Source organism: Candidatus Megaera venefica (assembly GCF_034554655.1).
Lineage (GTDB): Bacteria > Pseudomonadota > Alphaproteobacteria > Rickettsiales > Rickettsiaceae > Megaera_A > Megaera_A venefica.
In genome coordinates, this window is the sequence record NZ_JARJFB010000203.1 from 1 (window position 1) to 2,476 (window position 2,476).

Below are 2,476 nucleotides of genomic sequence, written 5' to 3' on the forward strand. Positions count from 1 at the left end.
ATATATAATAATGATGTATTCTTCTAATCTCTATATTTTGAGCAAGAATTTATGGCAAAAACCATCGGTTATATAAGAGTTTCTACTCTTGATCAAAATCCCAAGAAGAATAGGGCGGATATTTTATTATTTGCTAATGATAACAATATTGGAAAAGTTGAATTTATAGAAGAACAAGTCTCTGGAAAGGTTTCATGGAGAAAAAGGAAAATCGCTGATATTTTAGAAATGCTGAAACAAGATGACAATTTAATAGTTTCTGAATTATCTAGACTTGGAAGAACTATGCTAGAAATTATGGAAATACTTTCTATAGCTAAAAACAAAGGCATTAATATTTATGCTCTTAAAGGAAATTGGAAATTAGATGGTTCAATACAAAGTTCTATAATAGCTATGGCTTTTTCTATGGCAGCAGAAATAGAAAGAGAGCTTATTTCATCACGAACGAAAGAAGCATTAGCCGTAATTAAAAGATCAGGAGTTAAACTTGGACGGCCAAAAGGAGCTGGAAAAAGTAAGCTAGATCAATATAAACCAGAAATAGAGGCGTTACTGTCCAACGGAGCAACTCAAAAATTCATTGCCAATAGATATAAGGCGACTCAAGCTACGATGTCTAATTGGATGAAGAAAAATATGAAACCAGTTAGTATCGCCTAGTGTTAAGAACAAGGGCGTTTGGGACATCGAGGTTAAAATTTGTTAATATTAAGATTTTAGTTTTTCAATTTCTGCAATAGATAAACCAGTGATTTTAGCTATTTTTTCTGCCGAATTTCGATCTAGTAACATAGCTTTAGCAATTTCAGTTTTAACTCTAATATTTTCTTCGGCTTTACCTTTGGCTTCCCCTCTAGCTTCCCCTCTAGTCTCGGCTGCCTGCAATTCATCTCTATCGTTATAGAGTTTCTTTTGGTAATAAGAATAGCGCGCTCTTTCTTCCGGAGTCATTTTGAGAATACTGAGCTTTTCCGCTACTTGTACCATATAAGGAGAGTGATAGTTTGTAGGTACTTCGTCATATTTCATGACGTGTAGCCAGTCATCTATTTCTTTTTCAAGCCTATCATTGAAGAGCGGTACCGATATATAAAAATATTCCGGCAGGATATCGGTAGCGTCAAATACTTCACCGGTTTCTTGATTCTTAATATGTACCGAGAGTTTATCGTTAGTTTCTATTTCATGAATAATAGTTTTGCCGTGATAAATAGCTCCGTTGCCGTTACCGACCGGAAAATATAGTAAGGAAATGTGGAATACCTTTAAGATTTGGGTATAGTCTTCTCTTTGAGCTAAATTGTCTACTATGAGCCTAGAAGTATTGAATAGTGATTTATGAATGAATGAGTCTTTGACGTTTCGTTCAATTTCAACAATGTATTTATTATGATCTTCGTCTTCAACAATTAAATCGGCTAGACTTCTTTTATTTTTACTATCTTCTTTATTACTCTCGCTCTCAAGCAAAGATATTATTTTAATATCTTTATAGCCTCGGGTTTTAAGAAGAGCCGAGATAAAGCCTTCTACTACACCGTAATCACCTTTGTCTCTTAAAAGATACTTGATTCCGTAATCAAAGGATACTAGTGGTTTGTCGTTACTCATAGTAGTATTTTTATTTTGTTTTTTTATCATTCTTACTGAGAATCAGTATAGCATAAAGTCTGTAGAACGGCAAAATTTTTGTGAATTTTGTTTAAATATACATTCGTCTGATTTGGTGGTTAGCTACTATGATATCGCTTCTTTAATTTGCGAACAAAGATCTCTGCCTTTTTGATCTTTTTTCCAAGCTAGTAGAAAGAGATTTCCTGATTTTTCAGCCCAAACTTTACCGATAAGTTCTTTTTCTTCCGTGTCTTCATTCCTTAAATGCTCGCCTTTATATTCTACTATCAAAAATCTTTCATCATGCAACTTAGCAACAAAATCCGGATAAAACCTATCTGTTGCCGTAGGTAACCAAAAGGCATATTTTGGATTACGTTCAAGATTTCTTACCCAATATTTTACATCGAGATTTTGATCGATAGCAAAAGCACACTCAGCCTCTTCTTGATTCATCATTGCAATAGAAGAATAATAGTGTTTGTTAAAGCCTAACTTACCTTTGTAAATAGTGCTTGTCGGATAATTATTGGGATCAAAAGAAAAACTAAACTCTTCGGGGCTTACCGTCACTATTGCATCAAGGCTAAACATACAAGACCGGTAGCCTTTTTTATGAGCCAGCTTTCTATAACCGACAATCTTCTCTTGCAAGACTCTTGTAAGGATGTGTTTGCCGCGAAGCAATTTAGGCAGGTCTAAATCATCTCGTGCCAAAAGATTCTTGATAATACGGCGCAAGAATTCAAGAAGAATTTCTTGTTTGATATCTTGCGCTCTTAAGGGTATTAACCACATTCCTGCGTAAATGTAACATAAGAGAAAACTCTATATCCCATAAGGCTTGCAGAGCACTAGA

Annotated in this window: 3 protein-coding genes; 1 reads left to right on the forward strand and 2 read right to left on the reverse strand. The window is 34.5% G+C overall.

Annotated elements, in window-relative coordinates:
* The first annotated feature begins 51 nt into the window (after window positions 1–51).
* On the forward strand, window positions 52–663 hold the full coding sequence (locus Megvenef_RS08850; protein WP_322777566.1) for a recombinase family protein: 612 nt from the start codon (window positions 52–54) through the stop codon (window positions 661–663).
* A gap of 48 nt (window positions 664–711) precedes the next feature.
* Here Megvenef_RS08850 and Megvenef_RS08855 read toward each other — a convergent pair whose 3' ends face one another.
* Both Megvenef_RS08855 and Megvenef_RS08860 read right to left on the reverse strand, forming a co-directional pair.
* Window positions 712–1,614 carry an Rpn family recombination-promoting nuclease/putative transposase gene (locus Megvenef_RS08855; protein WP_322777567.1) on the reverse strand — a complete coding sequence of 301 codons (903 nt, stop codon included), beginning with the start codon at window positions 1,612–1,614 and terminating at the stop codon, window positions 712–714.
* Between the two features lie 126 nt (window positions 1,615–1,740).
* On the reverse strand, window positions 1,741–2,415 hold the full coding sequence (locus tag Megvenef_RS08860; protein ID WP_322777568.1) for a hypothetical protein: 675 nt from the start codon (window positions 2,413–2,415) through the stop codon (window positions 1,741–1,743).
* Window positions 2,416–2,476: the final 61 nt, after the last annotated feature.

What these genes read in the sequence shown, in the direction of transcription:
- Megvenef_RS08850 (WP_322777566.1), top strand. Translation starts at nt 52, where the DNA reads ATGGCAAAAACCATCGGTTATATAAGAGTTTCTACTCTTGATCAAAAT.
- Megvenef_RS08855 (WP_322777567.1), bottom strand. Translation starts at nt 1,614, where the DNA reads ATGAGTAACGACAAACCACTAGTATCCTTTGATTACGGAATCAAGTAT.
- Megvenef_RS08860 (WP_322777568.1), bottom strand. Translation starts at nt 2,415, where the DNA reads ATGTGGTTAATACCCTTAAGAGCGCAAGATATCAAACAAGAAATTCTT.